The sequence below is a fragment of the Flavobacterium sp. N1994 genome, assembly GCF_025947145.1.
In the GTDB taxonomy this organism is placed as follows: domain Bacteria; phylum Bacteroidota; class Bacteroidia; order Flavobacteriales; family Flavobacteriaceae; genus Flavobacterium.
Genome location: NZ_CP109999.1, coordinates 2,053,390 through 2,073,960, shown reverse-complemented (window position 1 = coordinate 2,073,960; position 20,571 = coordinate 2,053,390). Strand labels below are relative to the sequence as shown.

The following is a 20,571-nucleotide window of genomic DNA, read 5'->3' as shown; positions in this document are numbered from 1 at the left end:
ACAATTGGCATTTCAGCTCCAATTCTTATGGTATTAATATGATTTTTTAATTTTCAAATCCCTAATTTTGTCGGAGAATTAAATTAAAATGCTAGAAAAAGAAGTTATAAATTTTGAAAGAACTGTCGTTGTTGGTATCGTTACTCAAAATCAAAGTGAAGAAAAGTTAACGGAATATTTAGACGAACTAGAGTTCTTAACGTTTACTGCAGGAGGTGAGGTAATCAAAAGATTTTCTCAGAAATTAGAGAAACCTAATCCTAAAACTTTTTTAGGCACTGGTAAGATGGATGAAATTAGCCACTATATAAAAGAACATGCTATTTCAACCGTTATTTTTGACGATGAATTATCACCATCTCAACAAAAAAACATTTCCAAAATTTTAGACTGCAAAGTTCTTGACAGAACAAATTTGATTCTTGATATTTTTGCACAGCGAGCTGAAACTTCTTATGCCAGAACTCAGGTTGAATTGGCTCAATGCCAATATTTATTACCAAGACTTTCTGGAATGTGGACACACTTAGAGCGTCAAAAAGGAGGAATTGGACTAAGAGGTCCAGGAGAAACAGAAATCGAAACGGATAGAAGGATTGTTCGTGACCGAATTGCTTTGCTCAAAGAAAAAATAAAAACCATTGACAAACAAATGTCAGTTCAAAGAGGCAATCGTGGCGCCATGGTACGTGTTGCTCTTGTTGGTTATACCAATGTTGGAAAATCAACCTTAATGAATGTCATCAGTAAAAGTGAAGTTTTTGTTGAAAATAAATTATTTGCCACACTGGATACCACAGTTCGTAAAGTGGTTATCAAAAATCTTCCTTTTTTGCTTTCAGATACAGTTGGATTTATTAGAAAATTACCAACCCAATTAATCGAGTCTTTCAAAAGTACATTGGATGAAGTTCGAGAAGCGGATTTATTATTGCATGTTGTTGATATATCTCATCCCGATTTTGAAGAGCACATTGCTTCGGTTAATCAAATTTTGCAAGATATCAAAAGTAATGACAAGGCAACCATAATGGTTTTTAATAAAATTGATGCTTACAAGAATGAAGTGATTGAGGATGATGATTTAATTACAGAAAAAACAACAAAACATTACACGCTTGAGGAATGGAAAGCTACTTGGATGAGCAATGTTGGTAAAGAAAATGCCTTATTTATTTCTGCTACTAATAAAGAAAACTTCGAGGAATTCAGAGAAAAAGTATACGAAGCCGTAAGAAGCATTCATATTACAAGATTTCCGTATAATCAGTTTTTGTATCCAGATTACAAAGATGCCATTGAAAAAGGAGAGGAATAACTAACTACTAGTTAAGATAGTATATATATCCAAAATTAAGCCATACATTCCAATCGTTTGCTCTGTTTTCTGGATATCTAGTTGGGTCAGGATTCAAACCATCAACCCAATTCGAAAAGTAATATTGAAGTCTCATATCCAACATCAAATCGGATAATTCAGTCAATTTATATCGGCAACCAACACTCGAAACTATTGACCAAACAGTACCACCTTGATTAGTTGTAGCATTCATGTATTTAATAGGTGTAGATATCGGCGTGTTTAACGGACCTAATTCTGACCAAGCTTTAGGATCATAAAAACTGAATTGCCCTCCCAAACTTATAAATGGAGCTAACGAGCCAATTGTAGAGGTAAACTCTCTTACACTAAATGGGAAAAACTCTAATTGCATACCAATATTAGTTACCGCTGTACTTCCTCTCATCGCTCTCAATTGATCAGCAACTAAAGAGGTTCTACTTGGATCTACCCATTGACCATAGTGCTTAAGATTGGTTTTATTATAGGACAATTCACTTCTTAATTTAAAGTGGTCATTAAAATAAGTTTCAGGGGTATAACAATTACATTCTGCTCTATAAGAGAAATTCAAATAATGAATAATCCCAATACCATAACCGGTATTTCCCAAATTGGTTTTAAGATCATGTCTCTCCCCATAATCAGATTGAAAAGCAACAGGACCCACAATGGCGCCGATTTCATGAGAAAAGCCAAATTGAGCATTTGCGCTATTTGATAAACAAAATAACAACAATAAGGTTATGATAAATTTCTTGGGCATTTGCATACTAATTAGTTCAAATCTCGACAAATATATAAAAACATCAATCAGTTATAAAATAAAATAAAAAATACTTGATTTATATACGAAAAAATAATCAAATAGTTTTAAAGGTCATCAGTTTGATACCTTTATTTATGTTTTCATAACATAACCATAAAAACAAGTAGAATTTAAAAAAAATAACGCCTTTATTTGAATAAAATGTATATTTGTCCGATTTTACGAAATCGATTTCTTAAAAAACAGTAATAGTATAATTTATGTCACAAAGTATTAACGCATTTATGGAATTGGTTGCAAAAAGAAATGGTCATGAACCAGAATTTATGCAAGCAGTTATGGAAGTTGCTGAAACAGTAATTCCGTTTATTGAACAAAATAAAAAATACCAAAACAAAATGCTTTTGGAAAGAATGGTAGAGCCAGAAAGAGTAATCATGTTCCGCGTTTGTTGGATTGATGATGCTGGTACTACTCAAGTCAACCGTGGTTACAGAATTCAAATGAACTCGGCCATCGGACCTTACAAAGGAGGAATTCGTTTCCACCCTTCTGTAAACTTAAGCATCCTTAAATTCTTAGCTTTCGAGCAAACATTTAAAAACAGTTTAACTACATTACCAATGGGTGGTGGAAAAGGAGGTTCTGATTTTGATCCAAAAGGAAAATCGGATATCGAAATCATGAAATTCTGTCAAGCTTTTATGACGGAATTAGCTAAACACATCGGTGCTGACACTGACGTTCCTGCTGGAGATATTGGTGTTGGAGGAAGAGAAGTAGGTTACATGTTTGGTCAATATAAAAGATTAAGAAATGAATTCACCGGAGTATTAACCGGAAAAGGAATTACTTTTGGAGGTTCTTTGATTCGCCCAGAAGCAACAGGTTACGGAGATGTTTATTTCGCTCAAAATATGTTAGCCACAAAAGGAGAAAGCTTTGCAGGAAAAACAGTAGTAGTTTCAGGTTCTGGAAACGTAGCGCAATACGCTATAGAAAAAGCAACAGAATTAGGAGGTAAAGTAGTTACTGCTTCTGATTCTTCAGGATACATTTATGATGCAGATGGAATCAACGCTGAGAAATTGGCTTACATCATGGAAATCAAAAATGTAAACTACGGAAGAATCTCTGATTACGTTGCTAAATATCCTTCTGCAAAATTCGTAGCAGGAAAACGTCCTTGGGAAGTAAAATGTGATATCGCTTTACCATGTGCCACTCAAAACGAGTTAAACGGTGACGAAGCAAAAATGTTAATTGCTAACGGATGTACTTGTGTTGCGGAAGGAGCTAATATGCCTTCAACTCCAGAAGCAGTTACCGAATTCTTGAAAGCAAAAATACTTTTCGCTCCAGGAAAAGCTTCAAATGCTGGAGGTGTTGCCACATCTGGTCTTGAGATGTCTCAAAACTCTTTACGTTTAAGCTGGACTTCAGAAGAAGTAGATCAACGTTTAAAAGATATCATGAGTAACATTCATGCAGCTTGTGTAAAATACGGAACAGATGCTAACGGATATACTGATTACGTGAAAGGAGCTAATATTGCAGGTTTCGTAAAAGTAGCTGACGCAATGCTTGCTCAAGGAATCGTATAAAACCAAAAATAAAAACCAACCAAAACTAAAAAATGTCCTCAGCAATGAGGGCATTTTTTTATGCTCATACAACAAAAGGATAATTTTCCCGTTTATACTATATTTGTATGCAAATTGTTTTTTAATGAAAAAGTATTTTCTGTGGCTTCTGATACTCGCGTTTCAATTAGGCTTTTCCCAAAATCAAAATTGGAAAGGATACTTTTCCTATAATAAAATTAAGGATGTTTCCGAATCAACCACTAGAATTTATGCCGCCGCCGAAAATTCGCTGTTTTCCAAAAATTTAACTACCAATGAGCTTAAAACCACCAATACAATAGATGGTCTTTCTGGACAAACTATTTCTGCCATTTATCATAGTGAAACAACCAATAAAACAATTGTCGGCTATGAAAATGGGCTACTAATTGTTATCAATGATGCTGATGGAAGTATCTTAAAAGTAGTAGATATTATTAATAAAAACATTCCCGCTAATATCAAAAAAGTGAATCACTTTATGGAATACCAAGGGATTGTTTATGTGTCTTGTGATTTTGGAATCGTGCAATATAATCTAAACACTTTAGAGTTTGGAGACACTTATTTTATTGGGCCTAATGGATTGGAAATAAAGGTGTACCAAACTACTATTTTTAATGGTGATATTTATGCCAATACTCAATATTACGGCATTAGAAAAGCGGCGATAACCAACCCAAATTTGAATGATTTTGCACAATGGCAGGTTTTTGATAATGGCTATTTAACAGGAATTGTAACTTTTAACAATCAATTGATTGTGATGAGTACTAATAATAAACTTTACAAATATGTGGGCAATACCCAAGTTGAGATTGGTGATATGGGTCAGTCAGGTCTTGATATCAGAGTGTATGATAATTATTTGATTGTAACTACTGCCAACAATGTTTATGTTTACAACACTTCCTTAGCTCAAACGATACATATACAAACATCACAAATAACAAGCATTCCAGTAACATTTTCTTGTGCAACGGTCGTAAATAATACCCTGTACATAGGTACAAATGAAAACGGAATAGTTTCCAGTACCATTAGCAATCCAACCAATTTTGAATTTTTAATGCCTAATGGTCCAAAAATGAATAATATCTTCTCTTTAAATAGCTCTTCTTCAAATTTATGGGCCGTTTATGGAGGATATGATATAACCTACAACCCGTATACTTACATTGGATTTTCTCTTACTCAATTTGGAATAAGTAAATACAATGAGACCAATTTATGGACTTATATTCCCTATAGTGATCTTCCCAGCACTGAAGCATTAACAAGAATTACTGTAAACCCAAATGATGAAACAAAAGTATTTGCAAGTTCCTATAATAGAGGGTTATTAGAATTGGAATCAGACATTCCAACAACACTTTTTAATGAAAGTAATAGTAGCTTGAAATCGCTCGGCTCCCCTTCAACTACTGGTATAAGAATTTCGGCTTCGGCTTTTGATCGATCGGGGAATTTATGGGTTACCAATAGTCGTGTAAAAAATGGATTGAATGTCTTAAGACAAGGCGGTTCATGGCAAGCTTATGATATGTCAACTATTTTATCCGATTATAATAATGGTGATTTTTCTAGGATTGCGATTGATAAAAGTGGTACAAAATGGATGGCAACTTATCTTGATGGTGTTATTGCTTTTAATGAAAGTGATAATGTTTATAAAAAAATTACCGAAGGAGTAGACCTGGGGAACCTTCCCTCAGTTGACGTTAGAGCCTTAGCTATAGACAATCGAAGTCAAGTATGGATAGGAACAAACCGTGGATTAAGAGTTATTTCAAGTACCAGCAGTTATAATTCGACAGAACAAATAAAGGCTAATTCGATAATCATTTTAGAAAATGGTACCCCGAGTGAATTGTTAGGACAATTATATATAACCGATATTGCTGTAAATGGTTCCAATCAAAAATGGATAGCAACTGCCGATTCAGGAGTCTTTCTGGTTTCTTCCAATGGACAAGAAACGATTTATCATTTCACAACTGATAATTCGCCTTTACCCAGTGATATTGTAAATGATGTTGAAATCAATGCCACTACCGGAGAAGTTTTCTTTGCAACAGACAAAGGATTAGTTTCTTTTCAAGGAACTTCAACCAGACCAGCAGATAATCTGGATGCTGTTTATGTGTATCCAAATCCAGTCCGACCTGAATTTACAGGTACCGTTAAAATAGCTGGATTAATTTCAAAAGCCAATATCAAAATTGCTGATATCGAAGGGAATTTAGTATACGAAACCACTTCAGAAGGAGGAACCATTGAATGGGACACCACGGCTTTCGGAAAATACCAAGTAGCTTCGGGGGTTTACATGATTTTTATCGCAGCAGCGGATGGTTCAGAAACTGCCGTCAAAAAAGTGATGATTATCAGATAATGCTAGTCAAAACTAAAGCCATCGTCATTTCATCCATAAAATATCAGGAAAAAAGCTTGATTGTGAAATGCTTGACCCAATCTGATGGGCTAAAAAGTTATTTTGTACCCAATGCTTTTTCGGCTAAAAAATCAAACCAAAAGATTGCCTATTTTCAATCGCTGACCTTACTCGAAATAGAAGCCAATCATAAAAATAAAGGCACGCTTGAACATTTCAAAGAGATAAAATTGGCACATGCCTACCAAACTATCAGCAGCGATATTGTAAAAAGTACTATCGTTATGTTTCTCTCTGAAATCCTCCATCACAGTATCCACGAAGAAGAAAAAAACGAAAATCTCTATCTATTCTTAGAATCTGCTTTGCTTTGGCTTGACGCCCATGATGAAGTAGCCAATTTCCATTTAATATTGATGCTAGAGATGACTAAATTCCTCGGGTTTTACCCCGACGACACAGAAATTGATTTCAAGTTTTTTGACTTAAAAGAAGGCATATTTATTCCTTTTCAAGGAACAAGTTGCCTTAGCGAGCACGAAACTCATTTGTTCAAACGATTGCTTCAACTTAAATTTGATAGCAATCAAAAAGTCTTTGCTGGAATAGAAAGACAAATTCTTCTGAAAACACTTCTTTCCTATTATACCAATCATCTCGATGGCTTTAAAAACCCAAAATCACTAGAGGTTTTAAAAGAAATTTTTGCTTAAAGCTACCCAATTAATACCTTTCTAAAATCAACTTTTAGTAATTCTAAAAGGCCGTTTTCTTTTGAGCTAGTCCATACCTACTCCATAGCTACTCCATAGCTACTCCATAGTTTTTTAATTTTTTATGGACTCGATATGGATTTGCTATGGTATTGCTATGCTTTTACTAGGAAGCAAACGGTATTCAAAGGTTATGAATGTCAATTATTACAGATGTAAGCTAAGACAACTAACGCAAAAACTTATCACGCATCACGCATAACTCACAACTATTTATTACTTTCGCAAACTGATTAAAGAAAACGACAAAAATGAGTACTAAGTTTACTGAATACAAAGGACTTGACTTGCCTACTGTGGCTTCTGAAGTTCTTGATTTCTGGAAAAAAAATAATGTCTTTGAACAAAGCGTAACGTCTCGTGAAGGCGCTACACCATATGTGTTTTTTGAAGGACCACCATCAGCTAATGGTTTGCCTGGAATTCACCACGTGATGGCACGTGCGATTAAAGATATTTTTTGTCGTTATAAAACTCAAAAGGGATTCCAAGTGAAGCGTAAAGCGGGATGGGATACTCACGGATTGCCTGTTGAATTAGGTACCGAAAAAGAATTAGGCATCACCAAAGAAGATATCGGGAAAACCATTTCCATCGAAGAATACAACGAAGCTTGTAAACGAACCGTAATGCGTTATACTGACGTATGGAACGACCTTACCGAAAAAATGGGCTATTGGGTAGATATGGAAGATCCGTATGTGACCTACAAATCCAAATACATGGAAAGCGTTTGGTGGTTGTTGAAACAAATCTATGATAAAGGATTACTATACAAAGGGTACACCATCCAACCGTATTCTCCAAAAGCAGGAACTGGATTGTCTTCACACGAAGTAAACCAACCAGGAAGTTACAGAGATGTTACTGATACTACGGTGGTGGCACAATTCAAAACAAAACCAGAAACCTTACCAAGCTTTTTACAAGGCTTTGGTACTATTCATATTTTAGCTTGGACGACCACACCATGGACGCTGCCAAGTAATACCGCCTTGACGGTTGGTCCAAAAATAGAATACGTTTTAGTAAAGACTTTTAATCAATATACTTTTGAACCAGTCAATGTAATTTTGGCCAAAAACTTAGTGGGAAAACAATTTGCTGGAAAGTATTTTGTTGCCGAAAGTGATGCCGATTTTGCTAATTACAAAGCAGATGACAAGAAAATACCCTACCAAGTTTTAGCAGAAAGGAAAGGGACTGATTTAGTCGGAATCCGTTACGAGCAATTAATGCCTTTGGTATTACCTTATCAAAATCCTGAGAATGCTTTTAGAGTGATTTCGGGAGATTTTGTAACCACTGAAGACGGAACGGGAATTGTACATACGGCTCCAACGTTTGGTGCCGATGACGCTAAAGTAGCCAAAGAAGCTACACCTGAAGTTCCTCCAATGTTGGTTTTAGATGAAAATGGAAACCCAGTACCTTTAGTAGATTTACAAGGTAGATTTATCCAAGGATTAGGAGACTATTCAGGGAAATATGTAAAGAATGAATATTATGAGGCAAATGAAGCTCCAGAACGTTCAGCCGATGTAGAAATTGCTATTCAGTTAAAAGAAGAAAACAAAGCCTTCAAGGTAGAAAAATACGTTCACAGTTACCCACACAGTTGGAGAACAGATGAACCGTTGTTGTATTACCCATTAGATTCTTGGTTTATCAAAGTAACCGATGTCAAAGACCGCATGTTCGATTTGAATGACACCATCAACTGGAAGCCCAAAGCAACTGGTGAAGGACGTTTCGGAAACTGGTTGAAAAATGCTAACGATTGGAACTTATCCCGTTCAAGATATTGGGGAATTCCATTACCGATTTGGAGAACAGAAGACAAACAAGAAGAAGTGCTTATCGGTTCTGTTGAAGAATTGTATAACGCGATTGAAAAAGCCATCCAAGCTGGTGTAGAAACCGTAAATCCATTCAAAGGGTTTGAGGTTGGAAATATGAGTGAGGCCAATTATGATTTAGTAGATTTACACAAAAATGTAGTCGATACCATCACCTTAGTTTCTCCTTCAGGGAAACCGATGAAGCGGGAAACCGATTTGATTGACGTTTGGTTCGATAGTGGCGCCATGCCTTATGCACAATGGCATTATCCTTTTGAAAATAAAGATAAAATAGACGAAAACAAAGACTTCCCAGCCGATTTTATTGCGGAAGGAGTTGACCAAACAAGAGGTTGGTTTTATACCTTACATGCCATCGGAACCTTAGTTTTTGATAAAATCGCCTATAAAAATGTAGTGTCAAATGGATTGGTATTAGACAAAAACGGACAAAAAATGTCCAAACGTCTAGGTAACGCCGTTGACCCATTCACGACACTAGCAGAATACGGTCCTGATGCTACTCGTTGGTATATGATTTCCAATGCAAATCCTTGGGATAACTTAAAATTTGATATTGAAGGAGTTGCTGAAGTAAGACGTAAATTCTTTGGAACCTTATACAATACCTATTCGTTTTTTAGTTTGTATGCCAATATTGATGGATTCAAATACGCCGAAGCTGAAATTCCGTTAAACGAAAGACCAGAAATAGACCGTTGGATTCTATCGGAATTGCATACTTTGATAAAAACAGTAGATGAAGCTTACGCGGATTACGAACCCACTAGAGCAGCTCGAGCTATATCTGATTTTGTTCAGGAGAATTTAAGCAACTGGTACGTTCGTTTGTGCCGAAGAAGATTCTGGAAAGGCGAATATGGCACCGATAAAATTGCGGCTTACCAAACTTTATATACTTGTTTGTTAAACGTAGCAAAACTAGCAGCGCCTATCGCTCCGTTCTTTATGGACAAGTTATATCGTGATTTAGTTAATACCACTGGAAGCGAGGATTTTACTAGCGTTCACTTGGCCAAATTCCCTGTTTCGGTTGAAAACTTTGTTGATAAATCACTCGAGAGTAAAATGATGAAAGCACAGACGGTTTCGTCATTGGTTTTATCCCTTCGTAAAAAGGAAATGATTAAGGTGCGTCAACCTTTGCAAAAGGTAATGATTCCAATACTTGACGACAATCAACGTGCTGAAATCGAGGCGGTTTCTGACCTGATAAAAGCAGAAGTAAACGTTAAAGAAATTGAACTTTTAGACGATGCTTCAGGAGTATTAGTGAAACAAATTAAGCCTAATTTTAAGGCATTAGGTCCTCGTTTTGGTAAAGACATGGGATTGATTTCCAAAGAGATACAAAATTTAACTCCAGATCAGATAAATGAATTAGATACAAAAGGAGAACTATCGCTTGTTATTTCAGGAAAAAGTATAATTTTAACATCCGATGACGTTGAAATTTCTTCACAAGATATTCCAGGTTGGTTGGTAGCAAATGCTAATGGAATTACTGTAGCATTGGATATTACATTAACGGAGGAACTTATAAACGAAGGAATAGCTAGAGAATTGGTTAACCGAATTCAAAACCTTAGAAAAGACAGCGGATTTGAAGTGACCGATAAAATTAAAGTTCATTTACAGCATAATGCCGAATTAGAAACAGCGGTCAATGCTAATGAAAGTTATATCAAATCGGAAACTTTAACAGAAACATTGGCTTTTGTGGCTGATTTAGATAAAGGAACAGAAATAGAATTCGACAATATAAAAACAAGAATATTAATCTCAAAATAGCATAAAGATGGTAGAAGAAAAAATGAGATACTCAGATGCAGATTTAGCAGAGTTCAAAGAAATTATCATAAATAAAATGGAAAAGGCAAAAGCCGATTTGGAATTGATAAAAAGTGCCTATATGAATGACTTAAACAATGGAACGGATGATACCTCTCCAACATTTAAAGCATTTGAAGAAGGAAGCGAAACCATGTCAAAAGAAGCCAATTCGCAATTAGCGATTCGTCAAGAAAAGTTTATTCGTGATTTGAAAAATGCCCTTTTCCGTGTTGAAAACAAAACCTATGGTGTTTGTAAAGTAACTGGGAAACTTATTTCTAAAGAAAGATTAAAAATTGTTCCTCATGCTACTATGAGTATTGAGGCAAAAAACTTGCAACGATAAACACTTTACATGATATAAAATAACGCTCCAAACGGAGCGTTATTTTTTAGAAAAAAAGATTATTTTTGCGCCAATAAAACCCACAAAATGTCATTAAGAAATTCCATTTTAATCATAGCTATTATTTTATTAGTTGACCAATTTGTCAAAATATATATCAAAACCAATTTTATTTATGGAGAACCTGGACAGATAGATGTAGCCAGTTGGTTTAAAATACTATTGATTGAAAACGAAGGAATGGCATGGGGTGCAAAAATCCCAGGCACACATGGTAAATTGATTTTGACTGTATTCCGAGTTTTGGCAGTTGTAGGAATTGGATATTGGTTATATGATTCTAGTACCAAACACAGTTCTAATTATTTAATGATTGCGATTTCATTGATATTTGCTGGTGCTGTAGGTAATATTATTGATTCCGTTTTTTATGGCGTTATTTTTGACGATAGCTATGGTCATTTAGCCACATTATTCTCAGACAAACCTTCGGGAACTTGGTTTCATGGTAGAGTGGTTGATATGTTGTATTTTCCAATTTTAGAAGGTAATTTTCCAAAATGGTTACCTGTATATGGAGGACAACCGTTCAAATTCTTTAATGCTATTTTTAATATTGCCGATATGGCTATTTCAACAGGTGTTGGAATCCTGATTGTCTTTAACAAAAAAGCTTTCGCCAAAAGAACGGCTATTGAAAGTTATAAATAGTCATTGGCGTAACGCAATAATCTAATCGAATATCAGTTGGAATAACATCTTCAATTATTTCTTCAGGAGGATAGAAGGACAGCCCAATTTTGATAACATCCTCTTTGCATTCAGAAAGGAATTTATCATAGAATCCTTTGCCATACCCCACACGATTCCCTTTTTTATCATACGCCAAAAGCGGAACAAAAACTACGTCTATTTTTGAGGTTGGGACTTCAATGCCGTCAACGGGTTCGTAAATATTAAACTCATTTTTTTGAAATTTAGTGTTATCTGTCAACAGATAATGAGTCATTGTTAAAGTCTCAAAATTACTTTTGGCCACCACAATTTCTTTGTCTTTTCCGGCTAGAATTTGCAGGATGAATTCGGTGTCAATTTCTTTGTGTTCCTCTATTGTTAGAAATAAATGAAAATAAGTTTGTCCCCAAATATCTAATTGCAAAAGCCGATTAGCTATGGCCAAACTCTGGTCTTCAACTTCTTCTTCAGTGAGCCTTTTTCTTAATTCTTTGTACTTACTTCGCAGTTCTTTTTTAAGCATAAACGGTAGCTTTCAAATCTTGTATAAAAGTAGTTAAATGTTCTACTTCTACATGATCCATCAGCACAATTTTGTACCATTGGTTGTCTGCATTGTGTTGTTGAGGTACTAAACCATATTTTTCAGCCAAAGCTTCTGGAATGAATTTGGCTTTAATGGTAACAATATTCATATAAGGTTCCCTAAAATACTCAATGCTTAGCGATTCTAATTGGTTACACAAAAACTGCGTTCGCATTTGCAACACACTCACTTTTTCAAACCAGCCATTAGGGCCATAAGTAAATAAAATCATCCAAACCGCCACAGCATTGGCTCCACTCCGACTGCCACATAAGGTTAAATCCATTCCCTCTACATATGCAGCTTCTTTGGTTAGTACATTTTCGATATAGCCTTTTCTACAAATGAAAACTCCTGTTCCGTATGGAGCTTGCAACATTTTATGAGCGTCAATGGTAATAGAACTGATTTTAGGATTACTAAAATTAATAACTGATTCTTGATGGCTAAACGGATATACAAAACCACCATAAGCCCCATCAATATGAAGTTTATATACCAAATTATATTTTTCTAATACCTCAATATAATCTTCTGGATTGTCTACAGAACCAAACATGGTTGTGCCCATATTAGAAACAACGATAAAGTATTTCTTCCCATTCGTTTTAGCCTTCTTAATAATGGCTTCTAGTTGTACTTTGTCAATCGCCCTACTATTAAAATCAACTGGAATTTTTAACCAATCCAATTGCAATAAATTAGCTCCTTTTGGAATGGAATAATGCGTGTCCTCTGAAGCTATAATGGCAATTTCGTTACTTGAAGCCTCATAATGATTTCTAAAGTAATTCCGGAACATCCATATTGCTTGAATATTAGCTTCTGTTCCGCCAGGGGAAATATACCCATCAAAGGAATCAGGTTCGGCTTTAAAAATATCGACAGCAATTACGCTTAATACTTCCCGTTCAATTTCGTGAGTACCATCAAAAGCTTTTTCCGAAGTGCCAAAAGTATGACAACCGATGTTATTAGGATTAGCCACATAAGTTTGCAAAATGGGAGCATCTTTTAAAAAGGGAGCGTCATCATTGAATACCTTACTATCCAACTTGGAAGCGGGATACCCCAATGAAATATCTTTAGAGAAATTGACATTGTCGTGTAATGCCTTTTGAATCCTATCTTTTCGTTCTTCTTGTGTGAGTTTCTTCCAGTAAATCATACCTAAAATTTTCCCAAAACTAAGGCATTGGAAACCAAAAAAACATGACAAATGTTAGTCTTTCTGCCTCTTGTATTTACACAGATTTCAATTAACTTTGTTTTATGGAAAACCCTTCTCTAGAACTTCAAATACAAACGCTACCAGACCATCCTGGAGTGTATCAGTATTATGATAAGGAAGGTAAAATTCTGTATGTTGGTAAAGCCAAAAACCTAAAAAAAAGAGTCTCTTCCTATTTCAATAAACTTCATGATAACGCCAAAACCAATGTGTTGGTCAAGAAGATCGTTACTATTAAACACATTGTAGTTTCTTCTGAACAAGATGCCCTTTTGTTGGAAAACAATCTGATAAAAAAACTACAACCCCGTTATAATGTCTTGCTTCGGGATGATAAAACCTATCCTTGGATTTGCATCAAAAAAGAACCTTTCCCAAGGATATTTTCAACCCGTAGAATGAATAAAGATGGGTCAGAGTATTTTGGTCCATATACCAATTTTAAAACGGTTCATACTATTCTGGATTTAATCAAAGAGCTTTATCCGTTGCGCACTTGTAATTATGATTTGAGCGACAGTAATATTAAATCAGGGAAATACAAAGTCTGTTTGGAATACCATATTGGCAATTGCAAAGGACCTTGTGAAGGCTATGAAACTTTGGAACATTATCAAAAACAAGTGGACGCCATTCGTGAAATTTTGAAAGGCAATTTCAAAGACAGTTTACGCGATTTTAAAAAAATGATGCAGGATTTAGCCGCTGATATGAAATTTGAAGCCGCTCAAAAAATCAAAGAAAAAATAGAAGTACTCGAAAATTACCAATCGCGGTCCACTATTTTAAATCCAAAAATATCGAATGTTGATGTGTTCTCTATTGTTTCTGATGAATCGATGGCGTATGTCAATTTTTTACAAATAGCACACGGAGCCATTATCCGTTCCCACACTTTAGAGCTTAAAAAGAAATTGGATGAAACCGATGAAGAGTTGTTAGAACTTGCTGTGGTGGAATTAAGAGAGCGTTTTCATTTGACTACCAAAGAAATTATTTTGCCTTTCGATTTGGATTTTGGAGCTAACATAAAAGTCACGGTGCCACAATTGGGAGACAAAAAACAAATTTTAGAATTGTCACAACGCAATGCGAAATACCAACGATTAGAGCAGTTAAAACAAATTCAAATTGTTGACCCCGAAAGACATACTAATAGAATCATGTTGCAAATGCAGAAGGATTTACGACTTTCGGTTGAGCCAAGACATATTGAGTGCTTTGATAATTCCAATATTCAAGGAACCAATCCTGTTTCGGCTTGTGTAGTTTTTAAAGAGGGGAAACCGAGTAAAAAAGACTATCGCCATTTCAATATTAAAACTGTAGAAGGTCCCAATGATTTCGCCTCCATGGAAGAAGTGGTATACAGAAGATACAAACGACTTTTGGATGAAAACCAACCGTTGCCACAACTAATCATTATCGATGGTGGTAAAGGGCAATTATCTTCGGCTTTGAAAAGTATTGATGATTTGGGATTAAGAGGTAAAATCGCTATTATCGGTATTGCTAAACGATTGGAAGAGTTGTTTTATCCGGGAGATTCTGTTCCGTTGTACTTAGACAAAAAATCGGAAACCCTAAAAATAATTCAACAGCTCCGTAATGAAGCGCATCGTTTTGGGATTACGCACCATCGAGATAAAAGAAGTAAATCGGCATTAAATTCGACTATTGAAACCATTCCAGGGATTGGCGAAAAGACGATGTTAACCTTACTAAAACACTTTAAAAGTGTTAAAAGATTAAAATTAGCTACCGAAAAAGAAATTTCTGACGTCATAGGTGTATCAAAAGCCAAAAAAATTTCCGAATTTTACAACATTAGTAAATCCGAAAACCGTTTATGAAAAAAACAGTACTCGTACTCATTGGTCTTTTTTTACTTCAGACTGTTGTAGCGCAAGACACCATAAAAAAAACTAGACCAAAAATTGGCTTAGTTCTTAGCGGAGGAGGTGCGAAAGGATTTGCTCATATAGGTGTATTGAAGGTGTTGGAAAAAGCCGGAGTAAAGATAGACTACATAGGAGGAACTAGTATGGGAGCTGTTGTTGGGGGATTATATGCTTCTGGCTATAGTGCGACACAAATAGATTCTATTTTTTACAACACCAACTTTGACGAACTACTGCAAGATTATATTCCACGTTCCTCTAAAAGTTTTTATGAAAAACGAAATGATGAGATGTATCCTATTTCATTACCCTTTCACAAATTTAAATTAGGAATTCCAATTGCGCTTTCCAAAGGAATGTACAACTATAATTTGTTGTCAAAACTCACCCATAAAGTAAGACATATTACCGATTTTAGTAAACTTCCTATACCCTTTTTATGCGTGGCAACAGATATTGAAAAAGGAGAGCAAGTGCTTTTAAAAAACGGATATTTAGCACAAGCCATGTTAGCCAGTTCCGCCTTTCCATCCTTATTTGCACCAGTTGAAATCGACGGTAAATTATTAATAGACGGAGGGGTTGTTAATAATTATCCTGTGGAGGAAGTTCGGAAAATGGGCGCAGATATTATTATCGGAGTAGATGTTCAAGACGACTTAAAAGACAGGAGCTCTTTAAAAGATGCTACGCGAATTTTGGTTCAAATAACTAACTTGAGCATGATAAAAGTAATGAAAGACAAACAGAAATTAACTGATTTTTACATCAAACCAGATGTTTCAAACTATGGTGTAATTTCTTTTGACGAAGGGAAGGAAATAGTTAAGGCAGGTGAAGAGGCGGCAAATTTGATATTCGATAAACTAAAAAAACTAGAAGATACTTCTCAAGCCTATAAAGTCAATAATTTAAAAACGGTCAAAGATACTTTACAATTAAAAGATGTAGCAATAAACGACTTAGATAATTACACAAGAGCTTACGTTGTAGGGAAACTACATTTTAGAAACGGGAGCAAAATAAATTATGAAGACTTAAAAAACGGAATAAATAATATAAATGCTACTCAAAACTTCAGTAGAATTAGTTACACTATTTCTGGAAAGCAAAATGAGGATGTACTAAAATTAAACCTTACGGAAAACCCCACAAAGACTTTTCTAAAATTTGGACTTCATTATGACGGACTATACAAAAGTGCCGTTTTAGTCAATTTGACCCAAAAGAAAATGCTGTTTAAAAATGATGTTGTTTCTATAGATCTTGGGCTTGGAGATAATACGCGTTATAATCTAGATTATTACATTGACAATGGGTTTTATTGGAGTTTTGGACTTAAATCAAGATATAATACATTCAATAAAAATGTTCAGACGGATTTCAGGAATGGAGAATTATTAACGCAATTGGGCTTAAATAGTATTAATATTGATTTTTCTGACTTAACCAATCAAGCGTATTTGCAAACTGTTTTTATTCAGAAATTTTTAATTGGTGCTGGAGTTGAACATAAGTTTTTAAAAATAAAATCGGATAATCTTGGCAGTATTAATACCACATTTGAAAATAGTACTTATGCTAGTGTTTTTGGGTATATGAAATTCGACTCCTACGACAATAAACTATTTCCTCAAAGAGGATGGCTTTTTTCTGGAGATATACAATCCTATCTTTTTTCGTCTAATTACACACAAGAATTCAACAGGTTTTCTATTGCCAAAGGAGAAATCGGTTTTGTAAAATCGTTTACAAAAAAACTAACACTAAAAGTGCAATCTGAGGCGGGTTTTACCATTGGTAAACAAAGTGTCCATTTTTTCGATTTTATTTTAGGAGGTTATGGATTTAACACCATCAATAATTTCAAACATTTTTATGGCTATGATTTTTTAGGTATTGCTGCGGATAATTATATCAAGTCTTGTTTTACTTTGGATTATGAAATTTATAAAAAGAACCATATCAATTTTGCCGCTAATTATGCTAATGCTGAAGACAATTTGTTTGTCAGCGGGAATTGGTTTTCAAAACCAAAATTTAATGGTTATGCCGTTGGTTATTCTTTAGAATCTATACTTGGCCCTATCGAAGCTAAATATTCATGGTCACCAGAATTAAACAAAGGATATGTTTATATCAGTGTAGGATTTTGGTTTTAAACTAGTTTAGGAATTAGAATAAAATTTATTTTTGTTCGTAGTGAAACATAAAAAACTATATTTGAAAATCTATTATTAAAACTAACTTTTATGTCAATTTGGAAAAGAAAACCTTTGGATTTACTTCTTGCAGAAGCCTCAGAATCTGAAAAAGGATTAAAAAGAACTTTAACGGCTTGGTCACTAGTTGCCTTAGGGATAGGAGCTATTATAGGAGCTGGATTATTTGTTAGAACAGCAACAGCTGCAGCTCAAAATGCAGGTCCATCCGTAACAATTGGTTTTATTGTTGCAGCAATCGGTTGTGCTTTAGCAGGATTGTGTTATGCAGAATTATCATCATCCATTCCAATTTCTGGTAGTGCTTATACTTATACTTATGCTACCATGGGGGAATTGTTAGCTTGGATAATAGGTTGGGATTTAATTTTAGAATATGCCGTTGGAGCAGCTACAGTTGGAATTGCCTGGAGTGAATATCTCAATAATCTGCTGGTCAATGTGCTGCACGTTAGCCCAATTCCTTATGAATATTGTCATTCTCCTTTTCAGACTTCTACAGATGGGGTTAGTGGAATAATAAACATTCCCGCATTTTTTATAGTGGCTGTTATTAGTTTGCTTTTGATAAAAGGAACTCAAGAATCGGCATTTGTTAACGGAATTATAGTAGTTACCAAAGTATCTATTGTTATAATGATTATTGTTTTTGGTTGGCACTTTATCAATCCAGCTAATCACACACCTTATATTCCAGAAGCTTCAACTTATACAGACGACCAAGGAGTTGGTCATCATTTTGGAGGCATTATGGGAATACTCGGTGCTGCAGGAACTGTTTTCTTTGCCTTCATCGGGTTTGACGCTGTAAGTACTGCTGCACAAGAAACGAAGAATCCAAAGCGCGATATGCCTATTGGAATTTTAGGATCATTAGCTATTTGTACAGTATTATATATTCTTTTTGCTCATGTTCTAACAGGTGTTGCTACCGTTGAAGATTTTAGAACGGGAGGTAAAGAAGCTTCAGTAGCTTTTGCTATTGGAAAATATATGATAGGTTATAAATGGTTAGCTGACTTTGTTACTGTAGCTATTTTAGCAGGTTTCTCATCAGTAATATTAGTAATGTTATTGGGTCAATCTCGTGTTTTTTATGCTATGGGAAAAGATGGGTTACTACCTAAAGCGTTTAGTGATGTGCATCCTAAATTCAAAACCCCATACAAAGCTAATCTTGTAATTTTGGTTATTGTTGGAGCTTTTGCTGCATTTATACCTGGAGATATAGTAGGGGATATGACTAGTATCGGAACTTTATTCGCGTTTATTTTAGTTTGTATTTCAGTAATGGTTTTAAGAAAAACGGAACCAGATATGAAACGTGAATTCAAAACACCTTTTGTACCGGTTGTTCCTATTCTTGGAATTATTGTTTGTTTGGCTATGATTTATGGTTTAGGATGGACCAATTGGGCAAGACTTATAGGCTGGTTGGCTATAGGATTAGTAATTTACTTTGTTTATAGCAAAAAGAGAAGTAATTTAAACCATCCAAAATAATTATTTAATTCAAATACAAAAGGATTAAAGAGAAACCAAAATCTCCTTAATCCTTTTTTGTTTTTCAAAAAACTGATAATTATCATTTTTGTAATTTATATTTTTCCGACATTTGTTATATGAAAAAATGGGATAATTTATTAGCTCACTTAAAATTCCTCATCAAGAGAAATCCTGAATGAGTTTCATTTCTTTTTATCTGAAGAGTAGCCCATTAGACATCGTTTCAGTAGGTGTTAATTTAAAATTTCAAATTAAAAGAATATGCCACTATATCACAAATTAGGAACTATTCCTCCAAAACGACATACTATTTTCCGTAAACCTAACGGAGATTTATATTACGAACAATTGTTTGGAACAGTTGGTTTTGACGGGATGTCAACCAACTCCTATCACGAACACAGACCAACTCAAGTCAAAGAAATTAGAAGACAATATAGTGTTGCTCCCAAAATTTCTAAGGCTAATAATATTCAGTCCTACAGACTAAGAGGTTTTCAAGTAAATCCTGAAAATGATTATTTGGAAAGCCGAAAAATTGTCTTGACAAATTCGGATTGTCACATTGTATTGGCAGCTCCCAAAAAATCAACTGCTGACTATTTCTATAAAAACACCGATTCTGATGAAATGATTTTCATTCACAAAGGGTCGGGAAAATTAAGAACTATGTTGGGCAACCTTGATTTTAAATACGGGGACTATCTTATTATTCCTCGAGGAATCATTTATAAAATCGATTTTGATACTGAAGATAATCGCTTGTTCATTGTAGAATCGCATAGACCGATTTATACTCCAAAACGTTATCGAAATTGGTTTGGTCAGTTATTAGAACATTCCCCGTTTTGCGAACGAGATATTCGTCGACCTTACGAATTGGAAACCAATGACGAAAAGGGTGAATTCATCATCAAAGTAAAAAAGAAAGACGAGATTTTTGATATGGTTTATGCCACACATCCTTTTGATGTAATTGGATATGATGGTTACAATTATCCGTATGCTTTTTCAATACATGATTTTGAACCTATTACAGGAAGAATTCACCAGCCGCCACCAGTACATCAAACTTTTGAAACTGATGCGTTTGTAGTTTGCTCTTTCGTCCCACGTTTATATGATTATCATCCAGAAGCTATTCCAGCGCCATACAACCACAGTAACATCGATTCAGATGAAGTATTGTATTATGTTGATGGGGATTTTATGAGTAGAAATGATATAGAAGCGGGTCACATTTCCTTACATCCTGCTGGGATTCCTCATGGACCACACCCTGGAGCAGCTGAAAGAAGTATTGGAAAAAAAGACACTCAAGAATTGGCCGTTATGGTAGATACTTTCAAACCATTGATGGTAACAGAAGAAGCTATGAAAATTGCCGATGATAAGTATTTCCAATCTTGGTTAGAGTAAAAAATTAAATACAACTTAAGGTAATT

General features: G+C 34.9%; 14 protein-coding genes. 11 read left to right on the top strand and 3 right to left on the bottom strand.

The window, feature by feature from the left end:
• The first annotated feature begins 88 nt into the window (after positions 1-88).
• Positions 89-1,318, top strand: a complete 1,230-nt coding sequence (gene hflX / locus OLM53_RS09200; RefSeq protein WP_264519936.1) for a GTPase HflX — start codon at positions 89-91, stop codon at positions 1,316-1,318.
• 7 nt (positions 1,319-1,325) lie between these two features.
• Here the strand turns inward: hflX and OLM53_RS09195 are convergent, their stop codons facing one another.
• Positions 1,326-2,108 carry a THC0290_0291 family protein gene (locus OLM53_RS09195; RefSeq protein WP_264519935.1) on the bottom strand — a complete coding sequence of 261 codons (783 nt, stop codon included), beginning with the start codon at positions 2,106-2,108 and terminating at the stop codon, positions 1,326-1,328.
• A 263-nt stretch (positions 2,109-2,371) separates the two neighbouring features.
• Between OLM53_RS09195 and gdhA the strand changes: the two genes are divergently transcribed.
• The 6 genes from gdhA to OLM53_RS09165 all read left to right on the top strand — a co-directional run bounded on the left by gdhA (position 2,372) and on the right by OLM53_RS09165 (position 11,656).
• A complete protein-coding gene (gene gdhA / locus OLM53_RS09190) occupies positions 2,372-3,715 on the top strand; it encodes an NADP-specific glutamate dehydrogenase (protein WP_264519934.1) in 1,344 nt (447 codons plus the stop codon).
• Between the two features lie 124 nt (positions 3,716-3,839).
• Positions 3,840-6,131 (top strand): T9SS type A sorting domain-containing protein, encoded by a 2,292-nt coding sequence (locus OLM53_RS09185; protein ID WP_264519933.1) that lies wholly within the window; start codon positions 3,840-3,842, stop codon positions 6,129-6,131.
• On the top strand, positions 6,131-6,844 hold the full coding sequence (gene recO / locus OLM53_RS09180; RefSeq protein ID WP_264519932.1) for a DNA repair protein RecO: 714 nt from the start codon (positions 6,131-6,133) through the stop codon (positions 6,842-6,844). The genes OLM53_RS09185 and recO overlap by 1 nt, the downstream gene beginning before the upstream one ends.
• Before the next feature lie 311 nt (positions 6,845-7,155).
• On the top strand, positions 7,156-10,557 hold the full coding sequence (gene ileS, locus OLM53_RS09175) for an isoleucine--tRNA ligase (RefSeq protein WP_264519931.1): 3,402 nt from the start codon (positions 7,156-7,158) through the stop codon (positions 10,555-10,557).
• A gap of 7 nt (positions 10,558-10,564) precedes the next feature.
• Entirely contained in the window at positions 10,565-10,945 is a 381-nt protein-coding gene (locus OLM53_RS09170; protein ID WP_264519930.1) for a TraR/DksA family transcriptional regulator, read from the top strand.
• A gap of 87 nt (positions 10,946-11,032) precedes the next feature.
• Positions 11,033-11,656 carry a lipoprotein signal peptidase gene (locus OLM53_RS09165; protein WP_264519929.1) on the top strand — a complete coding sequence of 208 codons (624 nt, stop codon included), beginning with the start codon at positions 11,033-11,035 and terminating at the stop codon, positions 11,654-11,656.
• Here OLM53_RS09165 and OLM53_RS09160 read toward each other — a convergent pair.
• Positions 11,637-12,203 (bottom strand): 5-formyltetrahydrofolate cyclo-ligase, encoded by a 567-nt coding sequence (locus OLM53_RS09160; RefSeq protein ID WP_264519928.1) that lies wholly within the window; start codon positions 12,201-12,203, stop codon positions 11,637-11,639. The genes OLM53_RS09165 and OLM53_RS09160 overlap by 20 nt on opposite strands.
• On the bottom strand, positions 12,196-13,434 hold the full coding sequence (locus tag OLM53_RS09155; protein ID WP_264519927.1) for an aminotransferase class I/II-fold pyridoxal phosphate-dependent enzyme: 1,239 nt from the start codon (positions 13,432-13,434) through the stop codon (positions 12,196-12,198). Before OLM53_RS09155 ends, OLM53_RS09160 begins: the two co-directional genes overlap by 8 nt.
• A gap of 104 nt (positions 13,435-13,538) precedes the next feature.
• On the opposite strand from OLM53_RS09155, the gene uvrC reads away from it, so the two are divergent.
• From uvrC to OLM53_RS09135, 4 genes are all read left to right on the top strand, one after another.
• Positions 13,539-15,350: an excinuclease ABC subunit UvrC gene (gene uvrC / locus OLM53_RS09150; RefSeq protein WP_264519926.1), complete on the top strand. Its 1,812-nt coding sequence runs from the start codon at positions 13,539-13,541 to the stop codon at positions 15,348-15,350.
• On the top strand, positions 15,347-17,560 hold the full coding sequence (locus tag OLM53_RS09145; RefSeq protein WP_264519925.1) for a patatin-like phospholipase family protein: 2,214 nt from the start codon (positions 15,347-15,349) through the stop codon (positions 17,558-17,560). Before uvrC ends, OLM53_RS09145 begins: the two co-directional genes overlap by 4 nt.
• Positions 17,561-17,650: 90 nt before the next feature.
• Positions 17,651-19,123 (top strand): amino acid permease, encoded by a 1,473-nt coding sequence (locus OLM53_RS09140; protein WP_264519924.1) that lies wholly within the window; start codon positions 17,651-17,653, stop codon positions 19,121-19,123.
• Positions 19,124-19,387: 264 nt separating this feature from the next.
• On the top strand, positions 19,388-20,545 hold the full coding sequence (locus OLM53_RS09135) for a homogentisate 1,2-dioxygenase (protein WP_264519923.1): 1,158 nt from the start codon (positions 19,388-19,390) through the stop codon (positions 20,543-20,545).
• The last annotated feature ends 26 nt before the right edge of the window (positions 20,546-20,571 follow it).